This is a genomic window from Streptomyces sp. JH002 (assembly GCF_050916115.1).
GTDB lineage: Bacteria > Actinomycetota > Actinomycetes > Streptomycetales > Streptomycetaceae > Streptomyces > Streptomyces xiamenensis.
The window spans coordinates 222,314-236,908 of sequence record NZ_CP087989.1 but is presented as its reverse complement, the minus strand read 5'-3'; the positions used below and the strand labels follow the sequence as shown (position 1 = coordinate 236,908).

The following is a 14,595-nucleotide window of genomic DNA, read 5'->3' as shown; positions in this document are numbered from 1 at the left end:
CGTCAACGACCGCCCCGGGCACGCCATTCCCGGGCCTCGGCATAGGCTGGCCGGATGCGGGACGCGTATGTGACGGTGGCCGGTGCGGGGGGTGTGCACGAGACCGAGGTCAACCGTTCGCGCTTCGTGTGCGCGCTGGCACCGGCGGGCACCGAGGAGGCGGCGGCCGCGATCCTCGCCCGGGAGCGGGCGGCGCACCCCACGGCCACCCATCACTGCTGGGCGTATGTGATCGGTGCGGAGGCGGGCGTACAGAAGTGCGGCGACGACGGCGAGCCCGGCGGCACGGCGGGGGTACCGATGCTGCGGATGCTCACCCGGCGGGAGATCCGGTACGCGGTGGCGGTGGTCACCCGGTACTACGGCGGGGTGAAGCTGGGCGCCGGCGGGCTGATCAGGGCGTACGGGGGAGCGGTGGGGGCGGCGCTGGACGCGGTGGGCACCGAGACCCGGCGGCGGTACCGGCTGGCGACGGTCACGGTCGATCATCAGCGGGCGGGCCGTCTGGAGCATGAGCTGCGCGCGAAGGGGCACGCGGTGCGTGAGGTGCGCTACGGGGCCGCGGTGACGATCGGGGTCGCGCTGCCGGCGGCCGGGGTGCCCGGGTTCGAGGGCTGGCTGGCGGACGCGACGGCCGGTGCGGCACGGCTGGAGCTGGGCGAGGACACCTACGGCGTGGCCTGAGGGGCGCGCCGCGACGGGGCTCCGGCGGGGCCGGAGGCGCGGGGGAATAGTGGGCGGCCGGACCGTGTTCCGGCGGTATAGTTGAACAGTAAACAATCTAGGAGGCGGGCACGATGCAGTTCGGCATTTTCACGGTCGGGGATGTCACCACCGACCCCACCAACGGCACCACGCCGAGCGAGCACGACCGCATCAAGGCCATGACCGCCATCGCGCTCAAGGCCGAGGAGATCGGACTCGACGTCTTCGCCACCGGCGAGCACCACAACCCCCCGTTCGTCCCCTCCTCGCCCACCACCATGCTCGGCTGGATCGCCGCCCGCACCGAGCGGCTCATCCTGTCCACCTCCACGACCCTCATCACCACCAACGACCCGGTGAAGATCGCCGAGGACTTCGCGATGCTCCAGCACCTGGCCGACGGGCGCGTCGACCTGATGCTGGGCCGCGGCAACACCGGCCCCGTCTACCCCTGGTTCGGCCAGGACATCCGGCAGGGCATCCCGCTGGCCATCGAGAACTACGCGCTGCTGCACCAGCTGTGGCGCGAGGACGTCGTCAACTGGGAAGGCCGCTTCCGCACCCCGCTCCAGGGCTTCACCTCCACCCCGCGCCCGCTGGATGGCGTCCCGCCCTTCGTGTGGCACGGCTCCATCCGCAGCCCCGAGATCGCCGAACAGGCCGCGTACTACGGCGACGGCTTCTTCGCCAACAACATCTTCTGGCCCAAGGAGCACTTCAAGCGCCTCATCGACCTGTACCGGGACCGCTGGGCGCACTACGGGCACGGGCCGCGCGAGAGCGCCGTGGTCGGCCTCGGCGGGCAGTTCTTCATGCGCCGCAACTCCCAGGACGCGGTCCGCGAGTTCCGCCCCTACTTCGACAACGCCCCGGTCTACGGCCACGGCCCCTCGCTGGAGGAGTTCACCGACCAGACGCCGCTGACCGTCGGCAGCCCGCAGGAGGTCATCGAGAAGACCCTGACCTTCCGCGAGTCCTTCGGCGACTACCAGCGCCAGCTGTTCCTGGTCGACCACGCGGGGCTGCCGCTGAAGACCGTGCTGGAGCAGCTCGACCTGTTCGGCGAGGAGGTACTGCCGGTGCTGCGCAAGGAGTTCGCCGCCCGGCGGGCCGACGGCGTGCCGCAGGGCCCCACCCACGCCGCCCGGGTCGCCCAGCTCAAGGAAGGATCCCTGCGATGACGACCCCGCTGAAGCTGACGGTCATCACGGCGGGCCTCGGCAAGCCGTCCACCACCCGGCTGCTCGCCGACCGGCTGGCCGAGGCCACCGCCGCACACCTGGAGGAGAACGGCCGCGAGGTGACCACCCGGGTCATCGAACTGCGCGAACTCGCCGGTGACATCGCCCAGCACCTGGTCACCGGATTCCCCGGCCCGGCGCTGCGCGACGCGCTCGACGCCACGACAGGGGCGGACGGCATCATCGCCGTCACCCCGGTCTTCAACGCCTCCTACAGCGGACTGTTCAAGTCCTACGCCGACCTTCTGGAAGCCGACCTGCTCGCGGGGCGCCCCGTTCTGGTCGGCGCCACGGGCGGCAGCGCCCGGCACTCGCTCGTGCTGGACCACGCCATGCGCCCGCTGTTCGGCTACCTGCGGACGGTCACCGTACCGACCGGGGTGTACGCGGCGTCCGAGGACTGGGGCGGCGGCACCGACCCGCTCGTGGACCGGCTCCCCGAACGCATCCGGCGCGCCGGCCGCGAACTCGCCGCACTCATGGCGGGCGCGCCGGGAGCCGGTGCCGGCGGTTCGGCCCCCACATCAGCGCCGGTCGGGGAGCGGGAGGTCATCCCCTTCGCCGAACAACTGGCGGCGCTGCGCCCCCAGCGCTGAGCCGGCAACCAAACCGGTCCCCGCGGCAACCAGGGTGCGAAGGACACCACCTCCCTCGCAGAACGGATGACCCATGCGTTCGCGTCCCCGCACCCTGGCCGCACCCCTGCTGCTGGCCGCCGCCCTGCTCACCACCGCCCTGACCCCGGCCGCCACCGCCGCGCCCGCTCACGCCGCCGCCTCCCTGACGGTGGCCGCCGACGGCAGCGCGGCCTTCGCCGGCATCCAGGCGGCGATCGACGCCGTCCCCGCCAACAACACCAGCCCCGTCACCATCACCGTCCAGCCAGGCGTCTACCGGGAAGTCGTCCTGGTGCCCAGCGACAAGCCGCACATCCGGCTCGTCGGCAGCAGCGGCCGGGCCGCCGACGTGACGATCGTCTACAACAACTCCAGCGGCACCCCCAAACCGGGCGGCGGCACGTACGGCACCAGCGGCAGCGCCACCTTCGCCGTCGACGCCGACGACTTCCAGGCCCGCAACATCACCTTCGCCAACGACTTCGACGAACTGGCCCACGCCGACCAGCCCAACCACCAGGCGGTGGCGCTGCGCACCCGCGGCGACCGCATCGTGCTCTCCAACATCGCCGCCCACGGCGACCAGGACACCCTGCTGCTGGACAGCGCGAACAAGGACCGGCAGGGCCGGGTCCACATCTCCCACTCCACCATCAGCGGCAACGTCGACTTCATCTTCGGCCGCGCCACAGCCGTCATCACCCACTCGGTCATCCAGGTCACCCGCCGCCCCGACGGCACCTCGGCCGGCTACGTCACCGCCCCCTCCACCGCGCCGCGCTTCCCCGGTTTCCTCATCACCGACTCCACCATCACCGGCGAGGTGAGCGCCGGCACCTCCTACCTGGGCCGCCCCTGGTACTCCGGCGGCGACGCCACCCTGCACCCCCAGGTGACCGTCCGCGACACCCAGCTGTCGGCCGCGATCCGCGCCACTCCCTGGACCGACATGAGCGGCTTCCCCTGGCAGGGCGCCCGGTTCGCCGAGTACCGCAACAGCGGCCCCGGAGCGGGCGCACCGAGCGGCACCCGCCCCCACCTGACCGACCAACAGGCCGGCTCCCACACCCCGGCCACCTGGCTCGGCGGCTGGACGCCGTAGGCTCCCCGCACCCTCGCGGTCCTTCCCCCCCGACACCACGGGGGAAGGACCGCACCGTCCGCCACACCCGCCGGACGCACCGGTACAGACACCGCTTAGCGTAGGGACCTTGGCCGACTCATCCCTTCCGTACCGGTCCGGGGTGCGGCGGCGAACGGGCGTACGGAGAGATCGGAGCGGGCTGGGTGAGGTTTCTGCACACCTCCGACTGGCATCTGGGGCGGGGGCTGCACCGGGTGCCGCTGATCGAGGCGCAGCGGGTGTTTCTCGACCATCTGGTGGAGACCGCCCGGCAGCACGAGGTGGACGCGGTGCTCGTCGCGGGGGACATCTACGACCGGGCCGTGCCGCCGCTGGCCGCCGTGGAGCTGTTCGACCGCGTGCTGCGGCAGTTGGCCGGGGCCGAGATTCCCGCCGTCATGATCTCCGGCAACCACGACTCGGCCAGGAGACTGGGCGTCGGCGCCGGGCTGATGGATGGCGCCGGGGTGCATCTGCGCACCGACCCCGAGGAGTGCGCCACCCCCGTCCTGCTGCGGGACGCCCACGGCGAGGTCGCCGTGTACGGGCTGCCGTACCTGGAACCGCAGCTGGTGCGCGAGCAGTTCGCGGTGGAGGCCGCCCGGCACAGCGCCGTGCTCGGGGCCGCCATGCGGCGGGTGCGCGAGGACCTCGCCCGCCGGCCTGCCGGGACGCGCGCCGTCGTACTCGCCCACGCCTTCGTCACCGGCGGCGCGACCTCCGACAGCGAACGCGACATCACCGCGGGCGGTGCCGCCTCCGTGCCCGCCGCACTCTTCGACGGCGTGCACTACGCGGCACTCGGCCATCTGCACGGCAGCCAGACGCTCACCGAGCGGGTGCGGTACTCGGGCTCCCCGCTCGCGTACTCCTTCTCCGAGGCCGGACACCGCAAGTCCATGTGGCTCATCGACCTCGACGCCGCCGGCGAGGTGCGCGGCGAGCGCGTGGACTGCCCCGTGCCCCGTCCGCTGGCCAGGATCACCGGGCGGCTGGAGGACCTGCTGGCGGACCCCTCGCTGGAACGGCACCGCGAGCACTGGGTCGAGGCCACCCTGACCGACCCCGCCCGGCCCCCCGAGCCCATGGCCCGGCTCTCCGCCCGCTTCCCGCATCTCCTCGCCCTCGCCTTCGCCCCCGAACAGGCCGCCCGCGAGGGCCGCCGCAGTTACGCCGAGCGGCTGCGCGGCCGCGACGACCAGCGGATCGTCGAGGACTTCATCGCCCACGTACGGCCCGGGCAGGCACCCGACGCACAGGAACGCGCCGAGCTGCGGCGCGCCCTGGAGGCGGCCCGGGTGGGGGAGAGGGACGCATGAGGCTGCACCGGCTCACCCTGACCGCCTTCGGGCCGTTCGGCGGCACCCAGCACATCGACTTCGACGCCCTGTCCTCCGGCGGTCTCTTCCTGCTGCACGGACCGACCGGGGCCGGGAAGACCGCCATCCTGGACGGGGTGTGCTTCGCGCTCTACGGATCGGTGCCCGGCGCGCGGCAGCAGGCCCCGGGCGGGCTGCGCAGCGACCACGCCCAGCCGGACACGGCGACCGAGGTCGTCCTCGAACTCACCCTCGGCGGCCGGCGCCTGGAGGTGACCCGGCGGCCGGAACGCGAGCGGCCCAAGAAGCGCGGCACCGGAACCACGACGGAACGTGCGTACAGCGCGCTGCGCGAGCGGACCACGGACGGCGCGGGCGGCGGCTGGCGGGCGCTCAGCCGCTCGCACCAGGAGATCGGCGAGGAACTCGGTCAGCTGCTCGGCATGAACCGGGAGCAGTTCTGCCAGGTGGTGCTGCTGCCGCAGGGAGACTTCGCCCGCTTCCTGCGGGCCGGCGCGGAGGACCGGGCCAAGCTGCTCGGGCGGCTGTTCGACACGCGGCGGTTCGCCGCCGTGGAGCAGCGATTGGCGGAACGGCGGCAGGAGGCGGCGGCCGGGGTACGGGACGGGGACGACCGGCTGCGTTCCCTGACCGACCGGCTGCGGCAGGCCGCCGGGGCCGGGGACCCGGCGGAACCGGAGGAAGACGTCCTGCCCTGGGCGGCCCAGCTGCGCAGCCTCGCCCGCGAACAGCGCGACATCGCCGCCCAGGCCCTGCACGCCGCCGAGGCCGGCCACACGCGGGCCCAGCGCGCGTTCGCGCGGACGACGGAGCGGGTACGCCGCGCGGAACGGCTCGCCGAGGCCCGCCGCCGCGCCGAGCGCTGGGACGGACAGCGGGCGGAACGCGAGCGCACCGGGGCCGAACTCGCCGCCGCCCGGGCCGCCGCGGCGGTCGCCCCGGCCCTGCGGCTGTGCGAGAACGCGGAGGCTGAGCACCGGGCCGCCGCCGCGGCGGCCGGAGCCGCGCGCACCGGGCTGCCCGCACCGCTCAGGGACGCGACCGCGGACCGGCTGGCCGCGGAGGAGCGGACCGTACGCGGCCACCTCGGCGCGCTGAGCGCCGCCCGCCAGGCCGAGGAGCGGGCCGGCCGTCTCGCCGCCGAACTGGAGACGCTGGCAGGGGAGGAGCACGAGGACGCCGAGCTGCTGGCAGAGACGGCCGGATGGCTGGAGCGATACGGCGGGGAACACGAGGAACTGGCGCGGCAGTTGGCGGCGGCCGAAGCCGCCCGCACCAGGGCCGGGCACCGGACCGGGACGCTGGCCGACACCGAACGCCGGCTGGACGCCGCACGCCGCCGCGCCGCACTCGCCGACCGGATCGGGGCGGCCGAGAAGGACGAACTGCTGGCCAGGGAGACGGCGGCGGGCGCGTACGAGGAGTGGCTGGAGCTCAAGGAACGCCGACTGCGCGGCATGGCCGCCGAACTCGCGGCGGGACTGCGGGCCGGCGAACCCTGCGCGGTGTGCGGTGCCACCGAGCATCCGCACCCCGCGCAGGGCGGCCCCGACCCGGTGTCGCCGCAGGACGAACGGGCCGCCGAGGAGGCCCACCGCACCGCGTCCGCCCACCGCGAACGGACCTCCGCCGCCCTGGCCGCACTGCGCGAGGCGCACGCCGCCGCCGACGCGGCGGTCGGGGAGGGGACGGTTCCCGGCCTGACCCGGGAGCTCGCCGCGCTGGAAGACGACCAGCGCGCCGATCTGGCGGTGGCGGACACCGGGGAGGAGGCACGGGATCGGCTGGCGGCGGCCGAACGGCGTCACGCCGAACGGCAGGCCCTGCACCGGGACATCGAGCGCCGGATCGCGGCCCGTACGTCCCGGGAACGCGCGCTGCGCACGGAGCGGGAGGGCCTGCTGGCGGAGATCCACGCGGCGCGCGGCGAGGCATCCACGGTGGCCGACCGTGCCGCCGAACTGAGCGCCCTGGCACAGGCCCTGGCCGGGGCGGCGGAGACGGTCCGCAGAGCGGGGGAGAGCGCGCAGCGGTGGGAGGCGGCACGGACCCAGGCGCGGGACGCCGCCCACCGGGCCGGATTCCCCGGACCGCAGGAGGCGGCCGAGGCGGTTCGTTCCGCCGAGCACCAGCGCTCCCTGGAACGCCGCCTGAACGACTGGCGCACGGAGGAGGCCGCCATCGCGGCCCTGCTGGCGGACGCGGTCGGGCCTGCCGGAAGTGATGCCGCTGTCGCGCCGGAGGCGCCGGACGTCCCCCGGCAGGCGGGCGCTCGTCTGCCCGGACCGGGCGAAGAACCGTCGTGGCAGCCGGCGGCAGCCGGTACGGGCGACGGCGCGCCCTCGGGCCCGGCAGTCGGGGGCGGCGACGGTGCCGCACCGCGGCGCCCGGGTGGCCGTCGGCAGGCGGGCGCTCGCGTGGCCGGATCGGGCGGGGAGTCCGCGGGGACGGCGGAAACAGCGGGTGCCGGTGAAGCCCCGGCGCCGGTGACCGACGGTGCGGCGGCGCAGTGCCCGGGTGATCCCCGGCAGCCCGGTGCCGCCGCCTCCGAGGCGGCGAACGGCGCGGGCAGCACGGTGGAGCGGACGGTTGCTTCCGTGCCGGGACAGGGCCGCCGGCCGCAGCAGGCGTCCGAGCGGGACGGGGACGAGGCGGGGCGCCCGGCGACATCCCGGGACCGGCGCGCCGACGCCCTGCCGGGCCAGGCCCGTGAGGTGGCGTCGGCACCGGCCCGCACGCTGACCGAGGCCGTCGCCGAAGCCGCGCGCCACCTGCCCGGCGCGGGCGACGGGCCCGCCGACCCGATCGCCGTCGTCCGGCGGGAGCTCGACGCCGCCACCGTGCGGCTGCGGGAGGCCGCCGCCGCCGACAGCGCCGCGCGGACGCGCTGCCGGGAGCTGGACGCCCTCTCCGCCCGGCTGGCGACGCAGGCACGCGCTCTCGCACCGGTCCGCGAGGAGGCCGCGCGCATCGCGCGGCTGGCCGGGCTGGCGGCCGGAACGGCGGCCGAGAACACCTACCGGATGCGGCTGGAGACGTACGTCCTGGCCGCCCGGCTCGAACAGGTCGCCGAGGCGGCCGGCAGCCGCCTGTACCGGATGTCCGCCGGGCGCTATCAGCTGGCGCACTCCGACGGCAAGGCCGGCCGGGGCCGCTCCGGACTCGGCCTCCACGTCCTGGACGCCTGGACCGGGCGGCCCCGGGACACCGCCACCCTCTCCGGCGGCGAGTCCTTCTTCGTCTCGCTGGCGCTCGCGCTCGGTCTGGCCGACGTGGTGGCCGCCGAGGCCGGCGGGCAGCGGCTGGACACCCTCTTCATCGACGAGGGATTCGGATCCCTGGACGAACAGTCCCTGGACGAGGTGCTCGACGTGCTGGACTCGCTGCGCGAGCAGGACCGGGCGGTCGGCATCGTCAGCCATGTACCGGACCTGCGGACCCGCATCCCCACCCAGCTGGAGGTGATCAAGACCGCCCGGGGGTCCACCGTACGGAAAACCGGGTGACGCGAGACGCGGCGTATCGCAAGGTGGGGCCATGACCCCTCATCAGCCCCTGCTCGGCCGTACCGCCCTGGTCACCGGCGCCTCGCGGCGCGCCGGGATCGGCTTCGCGACCGCCCGGCGGCTCGCCACCCTCGGCGCGAGCGTCTATCTGCACCACCACACCCCGCACGACGCCGAACAGCCCTGGGGCGCCGACCCCCAGGGACCCGCCGCACTCGCCGCCGCCGTACGGGAGGCGGCCGGGCCGTCCGCCGTCGTCACGCACGGCCCCGGCGACCTGGCCGATCCGGCGGTCCCCGCCGCACTGATCGACACCGCGGCCGAAGCCCTCGGGGGACGCCTGGACATCCTGATCGCCAACCAGGCCCTCAGCGGCCACGACGGCCCGCTGCCGGAGCTCACCGCCGACATGCTCGACCGGCACTACCAGGTGAACACCCGCGCCTCGGTCCTTCTGGCGCAGGCGTTCGCCCGCCGTCACCGGCTCGGCGGCCCCGACGCGCCGGCCGGGCGGGTCGTGCTCATGACCTCTGGCCAGGACCTGCGCGGCGGCATGCCCGACCAGATCCCGTACGCGCTCTCCAAGGGCGCCATCGCCTCCATCACCCGCAGCCTGGCCACCGGCCTGATGCGGCAGCGCGTCACGGTCAACACCGTCAATCCGGGGCCGGTGGACACGGGATATCTCACCGGCGAGCACCACGCCGTCGTCGCCGGGCTCTTCCCGCAAGGACGCTGGGGCGCCCCCGAGGACGCCGCCCGGCTCATCACCTGGCTCGCCGGGGACGAGGCCGGCTGGATCACCGGCGAGGTCATCAACTCCGAGGGAGGATTCGCCCGATGACGCCCGCGTGACCCCGTGGCGGTGATCCCGGGTGCCGGGGCGTGCCGGGGTGCCGGGGTGCCGGGGTGTGCCGCCGGGCGGACCGCCCGCCCGGCCCCGAGGGGCCCGGACGGGCGGCCGGTCCTCACAGCGCCGAGAGCTCCGCCTCCAGGTCGTCCAGACCCAGCGAGCCCTGCGACAGCGCCGCCATGTGCCACTTCTTCGCGTCGAAGGCGTCACCGTGCGCCGCCCGCGCCGCCTCCCGGCCGCGCAGCCAGGCCCGTTCCCCCAGCTTGTAGCCGATGGCCTGCCCCGGCATGCCCAGGTAGCGCACCAACTCGCTCTCCACGAAGTCCGCCGGCCGCCCGCTGTGCTGGCCGAAGAACTCCTGCGCCAGCTCCGGCGTCCAGCGCTCACCTGGGTGGAACGGCGAGTCCGCCGGGATCTCCAGCTCCAGGTGCATGCCGATGTCGATGATGACCCGCACCGCGCGCATCATCTGGCAGTCCAGGTAGCCCAGACGGCGCTCCGCGTTGTCCAGGAAGCCCAGCTCGTCCATCAGCCGCTCCGCGTACAGCGCCCAGCCCTCGGCGTTGGCCGAGACCATGCCCACCGTGGTCTGGTACCGCGAGAGCTGATCGGCGACGTGCGCCCACTGCGCCAGCTGGAGGTGGTGGCCGGGGACCCCCTCGTGGTACCAGGTGGAGACCAGGTCGTAGACCGGGAACCGGGTCTCGCCCATCGTCGGCAGCCAGGTGCGCCCCGGCCGCGAGAAGTCGAGCGAGGGGCTGGTGTAGTACGGGGCCGCCGCGCTGCCGGGCGGGGCGATCATCGACTCCACGCGCTTGACGCGGTCGGCCAGTTCGAAGTGGGTGCCGTCCAGCGCCTCGATGGCCTCGTCCATCAGCTCCTGGAGCCAGACCCGGATCTCCTCGACGCCCTCGACGGCCTCACCCTCGGTGTCCAGGTGACGCAGCGTCTCCCACGGGGTGGCGCCGGGCAGGATCTTGGCCGCCTCGGCCTTCATCTCGGCGTGCAGCCGGTGGAACTCGGACCAGCCGTACGCGTACGCCTCGTCCAGGTCCAGGTCGGTGCCGTTCCAGTAGCGCACCCAGCGGGCGTAGCGCTCGCGGCCCACGATCTGCGGGGCACCGGCCACACCGGGGGAGTACGTGCCGGCCAGCCACTCCCGCAGCGCCACGATCGCGCCGGTGGCCTCGCGCGCGCCCTCGGCCAGCTCCGTGCGCAGCGCCTCGGGGCCGTCCGCCACGAACTGCGCGAACCAGCTCTTCTCCGCGCCGTCCGCGATCCACTCCTCCAACTGACCGATCACGGTGGTGACCTGACGCGGCCCCGCCGGCAGCCCGCGCTCCAGGCCGGCGGCCAGCGAGGCCCGGTAGCTCTCCAGCGAGGCGGGCACGGCGCGCAGCCGGGTGGCGATGTCCGCCCAGTCGGCCTCGGTCTCCGCCGGCATCAGGGAGAAGACGCTGCGCACATCGTGCACGGGGGAGAAGAGGTTGCTGATGGCCCGCAGGTGCTCGTCCGCCTCGTGCACGGCGAGTTCGGCGGTGAGCCGCTCGCGCAGCAGCCGGGCGCAGCGCCGCTCGGCGTCGCTGTCCGCTCCGGGGCGGTTCTCCGCCTCGGTCAGCTCCCGCAGGGTGCGCCGGGCGAGTTCGGCCCGGGCCAGCTCGCCTTCGGGGGAGTAGTCGGGCAGCCGTCCGGCGCTCTCGGCGACGCCCAGGAAGGTGCCGGTGATGGGGTCGAGCGCGACGAGGGCGTCGACGTAGGAATCGGCGAGGGCTCGGGGCAGCACGGGGCTGGTGGTGTCTTCGGACATGCGCACCATCCTGGTACCTGACTCCGGATTCGTCACTACTGATGTGCCCGGTCGTTACTGTCGCGGCCGGTCAGCGGGCCGTGGGCGGGCGTGTTGGCCGGGGCATCACGGCACGCGGGCGGCCGGATCCGGCGGGGCGGGCAGCGGCCGGGCGGCCAGCGGGGCGCAGAGCACCACCGTCTCCCCGTCCGGATACCGGCCGACCGTCAGGCCCGAGGCCCGCAGCAGGGCCGAGAGCCCGTGCTCGCCGCTGCCGCCCGGGCTGGTCACCGCGTAGATCTCCGTGTAGCCGGCGCCCGCGGCCAGGGTGAGCAGCCGGCGCAGCAGGGCCGTGCCCACCCCGCGACGCTGGCGTCCGTCCGGCACCAGCAGGGCCAGTTCGACCTCGTCGCCCTCGCCGTCCCACAGCAGATGCCCCAGGCCCGCCAGTGTGCCGTCCCGGTCCCGGGCGGCGACGCCGTGCCCGAACCGGGGGCTGAGCAGATGCGGCAGCAGCCGGTCGGCCTCCTCGGCGTCCCGCACCCCGTGGTAGCGCTCGCGCAGGGTCTGTGGCGAGCAGCGGGCGTGCAACTCCCGCGCGGCGGCCAGGTCGCCGGGCCCCACCGGGTCCACCGAGCGGACGATGGTGCGATGGAGGGAGGAGTCAGCCATGGAACCACTGTCCCTCCCCGGTGTTGCCCGGCCACGAACGTTCTGTGACCGCGGGGTTAAGGATGCTTCGGTGGTAAATGCGGCCTTCGGTCGGCCGGGCCCCCATGCCATGCTCCGAGCGTAACCCGGTGCGGAGGTAAAGCCGGTGTGCCGCAATGGGATGCTGGCCGGCGTGGACGATGACGGGCTGAAGATCTTCGAGGAGCACCGCGGCCTGCTGTTCGGTGTCGCGTACCGGATGCTGGGCGCCGTCGCGGACGCCGAGGACATCGTGCAGGAGACCTGGCTGCGCTGGTCGGGCGCGGAGCGCGGCGCCGTCGAGCACCCCCGGGCCTATCTGGTGCGGATCACCACCCGGTTGGCGATGGAGCGGCTGCACCGGTTGCGCGAGGCCCGCGAGACGTACCCGGGCACCTGGCTGCCCGAACCGCTGCCCACCGCCGCGCGGGTGGAGCCGGCGGAGGCGGGGGACGCGGCCGGGCCCGCGCTGCGCGCCGAGTCCGTCTCGCTGGCGGTGCTGGTGGTGCTGGAGTCGCTCAGCCCGCTGGAGCGCGCGGTGTTCGTGCTGCGCGAGGCGTTCGCGTTCCCGTACCAGGAGATCGCCGGGACCCTGGGGCGCGGGGAGGCGGCGGTACGGCAGCTGGCGGGCCGGGCCCGTCGGCATGTCGCGGAGCGGCGACCGCGCTTCGCGGTGGATCCGGTGCAGCGGCGCGATCTGACCGAGCGGTTCCTGGCAGCCGCCACCCAGGGCGATCTGGACGGGCTCATGGCGCTGCTGGCCACCGATGTCCAGGTGGTCGGGGACGGTGGTGGCCGGGGCAAGGCTCCGCTGCGGGTGATCACCGACGCCCACAAGGCGGCCCGTTTCCTCACCGGGATCGGCGGGCGTCAGCCGGCCGCGCTGGGCGTGCGCTTCGTGGAGCTGAACGGCGGCCCGGGGCTGCTGGTCTCCAGCGCCGGCGCGCCGTACGCGGTGTTCCAGCTGGAGGTGGCGGACGGGCTGGTGAGGCGGGTCTATCTGATCTCCAACCCCGACAAGCTGCGGCATCTGGCGGGGGTGGCCGGCGACTGAACGGCGACGCGGGCCTGCCCGGCCCGCGTCGCCGTGGCCCGGCCGGCTACAGGCCGCCGGAGACCCGCAGCACCGCGCCCGTGGTGTACGAGGCATCCTCGGACAGCAGCCAGGCGACCGCCCCGGCCACCTCCTCCGGCTGTCCCGGGCGGCGCATCGGCACCCGGTCCTGGTTGCGCCAGGGGCGCTGCGCGTCGCCCATGGCGGCGTGCATGTCGGTCACGATCATCCCCGGCTGCACGGAGTTGACCCGTACGCCGTCGGGGGCCAGCTCCTTGGCGAGGCCGACCGCCAGCGTGTCGACGGCCGCCTTCGTCGCGGCGTAGTGCACGTACTCGCCGGGGCTGCCCAGGGTGGCCGCGCCCGAGGAGATGGTCACGATGGCACCGCCGGAGCCCTCGTAGCGGGTGGACATCTCGCGGGCCGCGCGCCGGGCGCACAGCAGGGTTCCCATCACGTTGACGTCCACCACGCGCCGCATGATGTCGGTACCCGTTTCGGTGAACCGGCCCAGCGGTCCGGTGATCCCGGCGTTGCACACCGTGCCGGTGACCGGGCCGAGGGCGCGGACGGTGGTGTCGAAGAGGTGGTCGACCTGGTCGGCGTCGCTGGTGTCCACCTGGACGGTGACGGCCTGTCCGCCCGCTTCGCGCACCAGCGCCGCGGTCTCCTCGGCGGCTTCGGTGTCGCGTTCGTAGCCGATGGCGAGGTGGTGGCCGGCCCGGGCGAGGCGGACGGCGATGGCGGCCCCGATACCCCGGCTGCCTCCTGTGACCACAGTGACGTGCTGTTTCATGACACGACTCTATCGAGGTACCTCGGTACCGGTGTCGAGATTGATTGGTCTTGACCAAGTCGCCGGGCCGCCCTAGGGTCCGCCATATACGCAACAACCTTTCATAATCGCGGGTTTCGGGGAGGCAGTGGTGGAAACGACGCAACGGGAGCGCGAGCCGGAGCCCAAGTACTGGCACCTGCGCACCCTGCTGTCCAAGGCCCTGGACACCGAGTTCTCGGTGGGCGAGATCCTCCCCAACGAGCGCGAGCTGGCCGCCCGCTTCGGCGTCGCCCGGGCCACCCTGCGCCAGGCCCTGGAACAACTGGAGCTCGAAGGCCGCCTCCAGCGCCGCCGCGGGGTGGGCACCACCGTCGCGCCGCCCCGCGTCGGGGTGGACCTCAGCCCCTCCCAGCACTCCTGGCCCGGCTGGTCCGGCGACCCGTGGACCGCCACCGCCGCGGCCCCCGCACCGCCGCCGCCCGCCGTGGCCCGGCTGCTGGACGTCCGGGCCGGCGAACCCGTCGAGGTCATCCACCGCACCCTGATGACCCACGGACAGCCGGTCGCCACCGAGCAGCTGTACGTACCCGGCGCGGACGAGCCGCCGCTCCCCGCCGCCGAAGGCCCCGAACGGGCCAGGCGGTTGCTGCGCCGGCTCCAGGAGACCGACGCCTCGGGACAGGACCGGACCGTCGAACTCGGCGCGGCGGGCGCCGAGGCGGCCCGCCGCCTGGAACGGCTGCCGGGATCACCGGTCCTGCTGGTCACCACCCGCTACTTCGCGGCCGGCCGCACCGCGGCCGTCTCCGTCGCCACCTACCGGGCCGACACCTGCCGGCTCACCTTCGCCGACCAGCCGGCCCTGACCGCCCTCACCAGCTGACCCGGCACGGCTGAGCCGG

Annotated in this window: 12 protein-coding genes; 9 read left to right on the top strand and 3 right to left on the bottom strand. The window is 74.6% G+C overall.

Annotated features, from left to right (window positions below; translation table 11 throughout):
• The first annotated feature begins 54 nt into the window (after positions 1–54).
• The 7 genes from H7827_RS01015 to H7827_RS00985 all read left to right on the top strand — a co-directional run bounded on the left by H7827_RS01015 (position 55) and on the right by H7827_RS00985 (position 9,376).
• The gene (locus H7827_RS01015) at positions 55–684 is read left to right on the top strand and encodes an IMPACT family protein (protein ID WP_432741833.1); all 630 of its coding nucleotides are present in this window, start codon (positions 55–57) and stop codon (positions 682–684) included.
• Between the two features lie 113 nt (positions 685–797).
• Positions 798–1,886: an LLM class flavin-dependent oxidoreductase gene (locus H7827_RS01010; RefSeq protein WP_432741831.1), complete on the top strand. Its 1,089-nt coding sequence runs from the start codon at positions 798–800 to the stop codon at positions 1,884–1,886.
• On the top strand, positions 1,883–2,542 hold the full coding sequence (locus H7827_RS01005; RefSeq protein ID WP_432741829.1) for an FMN reductase: 660 nt from the start codon (positions 1,883–1,885) through the stop codon (positions 2,540–2,542). The genes H7827_RS01010 and H7827_RS01005 overlap by 4 nt, the downstream gene beginning before the upstream one ends.
• 73 nt (positions 2,543–2,615) lie before the next feature.
• Positions 2,616–3,665, top strand: coding sequence for a pectinesterase family protein (locus H7827_RS01000; protein ID WP_432741827.1), 1,050 nt, complete (start codon positions 2,616–2,618; stop codon positions 3,663–3,665).
• A gap of 185 nt (positions 3,666–3,850) precedes the next feature.
• The gene (locus tag H7827_RS00995) at positions 3,851–5,005 is read left to right on the top strand and encodes an exonuclease SbcCD subunit D (RefSeq protein WP_432741825.1); all 1,155 of its coding nucleotides are present in this window, start codon (positions 3,851–3,853) and stop codon (positions 5,003–5,005) included.
• The gene (locus H7827_RS00990) at positions 5,002–8,532 is read left to right on the top strand and encodes an AAA family ATPase (protein ID WP_432741823.1); all 3,531 of its coding nucleotides are present in this window, start codon (positions 5,002–5,004) and stop codon (positions 8,530–8,532) included. Before H7827_RS00995 ends, H7827_RS00990 begins: the two co-directional genes overlap by 4 nt.
• A gap of 31 nt (positions 8,533–8,563) precedes the next feature.
• Positions 8,564–9,376, top strand: a complete 813-nt coding sequence (locus H7827_RS00985; protein WP_432741821.1) for an SDR family oxidoreductase — start codon at positions 8,564–8,566, stop codon at positions 9,374–9,376.
• A gap of 124 nt (positions 9,377–9,500) precedes the next feature.
• Here the strand turns inward: H7827_RS00985 and H7827_RS00980 are convergent, their stop codons facing one another.
• Both H7827_RS00980 and H7827_RS00975 read right to left on the bottom strand, forming a co-directional pair.
• On the bottom strand, positions 9,501–11,192 hold the full coding sequence (locus H7827_RS00980) for a DUF885 domain-containing protein (RefSeq protein WP_386542125.1): 1,692 nt from the start codon (positions 11,190–11,192) through the stop codon (positions 9,501–9,503).
• A 105-nt stretch (positions 11,193–11,297) separates the two neighbouring features.
• On the bottom strand, positions 11,298–11,843 hold the full coding sequence (locus H7827_RS00975) for a GNAT family N-acetyltransferase (RefSeq protein ID WP_432741819.1): 546 nt from the start codon (positions 11,841–11,843) through the stop codon (positions 11,298–11,300).
• Between the two features lie 160 nt (positions 11,844–12,003).
• Here H7827_RS00975 and sigJ point away from each other — a divergent pair, with 160 nt between their 5' ends.
• Entirely contained in the window at positions 12,004–12,915 is a 912-nt protein-coding gene (gene sigJ / locus H7827_RS00970; RefSeq protein WP_432747915.1) for an RNA polymerase sigma factor SigJ, read from the top strand.
• Between the two features lie 46 nt (positions 12,916–12,961).
• Here sigJ and H7827_RS00965 read toward each other — a convergent pair whose 3' ends face one another.
• Positions 12,962–13,711 (bottom strand): SDR family NAD(P)-dependent oxidoreductase, encoded by a 750-nt coding sequence (locus tag H7827_RS00965; protein ID WP_432741817.1) that lies wholly within the window; start codon positions 13,709–13,711, stop codon positions 12,962–12,964.
• Positions 13,712–13,841: 130 nt separating this feature from the next.
• On the opposite strand from H7827_RS00965, the gene H7827_RS00960 reads away from it, so the two are divergent.
• Positions 13,842–14,576: a GntR family transcriptional regulator gene (locus H7827_RS00960; protein WP_432741815.1), complete on the top strand. Its 735-nt coding sequence runs from the start codon at positions 13,842–13,844 to the stop codon at positions 14,574–14,576.
• Positions 14,577–14,595 lie beyond the last annotated feature (19 nt).

Coding starts and splice junctions, on each gene's coding strand:
- H7827_RS01015 (WP_432741833.1), top strand. CDS start 55: ATGCGGGACGCGTATGTGACGGTGGCCGGTGCGGGGGGTGTGCACGAG.
- H7827_RS01010 (WP_432741831.1), top strand. CDS start 798: ATGCAGTTCGGCATTTTCACGGTCGGGGATGTCACCACCGACCCCACC.
- H7827_RS01005 (WP_432741829.1), top strand. CDS start 1,883: ATGACGACCCCGCTGAAGCTGACGGTCATCACGGCGGGCCTCGGCAAG.
- H7827_RS01000 (WP_432741827.1), top strand. CDS start 2,616: ATGCGTTCGCGTCCCCGCACCCTGGCCGCACCCCTGCTGCTGGCCGCC.
- H7827_RS00990 (WP_432741823.1), top strand. CDS start 5,002: ATGAGGCTGCACCGGCTCACCCTGACCGCCTTCGGGCCGTTCGGCGGC.
- H7827_RS00985 (WP_432741821.1), top strand. CDS start 8,564: ATGACCCCTCATCAGCCCCTGCTCGGCCGTACCGCCCTGGTCACCGGC.
- H7827_RS00980 (WP_386542125.1), bottom strand. CDS start 11,192: ATGTCCGAAGACACCACCAGCCCCGTGCTGCCCCGAGCCCTCGCCGAT.
- H7827_RS00975 (WP_432741819.1), bottom strand. CDS start 11,843: ATGGCTGACTCCTCCCTCCATCGCACCATCGTCCGCTCGGTGGACCCG.
- sigJ (WP_432747915.1), top strand. CDS start 12,004: ATGCTGGCCGGCGTGGACGATGACGGGCTGAAGATCTTCGAGGAGCAC.
- H7827_RS00965 (WP_432741817.1), bottom strand. CDS start 13,711: ATGAAACAGCACGTCACTGTGGTCACAGGAGGCAGCCGGGGTATCGGG.